Source organism: Enterobacter sp. CM29 (genome assembly GCF_013179605.1).
In the GTDB taxonomy this organism is placed as follows: Bacteria; Pseudomonadota; Gammaproteobacteria; order Enterobacterales; family Enterobacteriaceae; genus Enterobacter; species Enterobacter intestinihominis.
Genome location: NZ_JABMCU010000381.1, coordinates 1 through 809 on the forward strand (window position 1 = coordinate 1; position 809 = coordinate 809).

At 58.7% G+C, this 809-nt stretch carries 2 pseudogenes; both read right to left on the reverse strand.

The features are described 5' to 3' along the window. A pseudogene (locus tag HP459_RS23185) lies at positions 1 to 245 on the reverse strand (phosphoribosylamine--glycine ligase N-terminal domain-containing protein); the annotation flags it as partial. 15 nt (positions 246 to 260) lie between these two features. Next, positions 261 to 809: pseudogene (purH, locus tag HP459_RS23190) on the reverse strand (bifunctional phosphoribosylaminoimidazolecarboxamide formyltransferase/IMP cyclohydrolase); the annotation flags it as partial.

An 809-nucleotide genomic window follows, 5' to 3' on the forward strand; every position in this document is an offset into this window, starting at 1 on the left:
TCTACAACGCCGATCACCAGCGGCGCTTCCGGGCCCACAATCGTCAGATCGATATTCTCGTTCCGGGCAAAGCTCAGCAGCGCCGGGATATCGGTTACGCCGATGGCGACGTTCTGTAGCGCGGGCTCCAGTGCGGTACCGGCGTTACCCGGTGCCACAAAGACGGTTTCAACCTGCGGAGACTGCGCTGCTTTCCACGCCAGGGCGTGCTCGCGCCCGCCATTACCAATCACTAATACTTTCATTTTCTGCTCCGGAAATTAATGGCGGAAGTGGCGCATGTCGGTAAAGATCATTGCGATGCCGTGTTCGTCGGCAGCGGCAATCACTTCGTCATCACGGATTGAACCGCCAGGCTGGATCACACAGGTGATGCCCACAGCAGCGGCCGCATCAATACCGTCGCGGAAAGGGAAGAAGGCGTCAGAGGCCATGGCGGAACCTTTGACTTCCAGACCTTCGTCACCTGCTTTAATACCCGCGATTTTCGCAGAGTAAACGCGGCTCATCTGGCCTGCGCCTATCCCGATGGTCATGTTCTCTTTGGCGTAAACAATGGCGTTAGACTTCACGAACTTCGCCACTTTCCAGCAGAACAGCGCGTCGCGCAGCTCCTGTTCGGTCGGCTGACGTTTGGTCACCACGCGCAGGTCGGCTTCTGTCACCATACCCAAATCGCGATCCTGAACCAGCAGACCGCCGTTCACGCGCTTGAAGTCCAGGCCCGGCACGCGCTCTGCCCACTGGCCGCAAACCAGCACGCGCACGTTCTGTTTCGCCGCGGTGATTTTCAGCGCTTCTTCGGATGC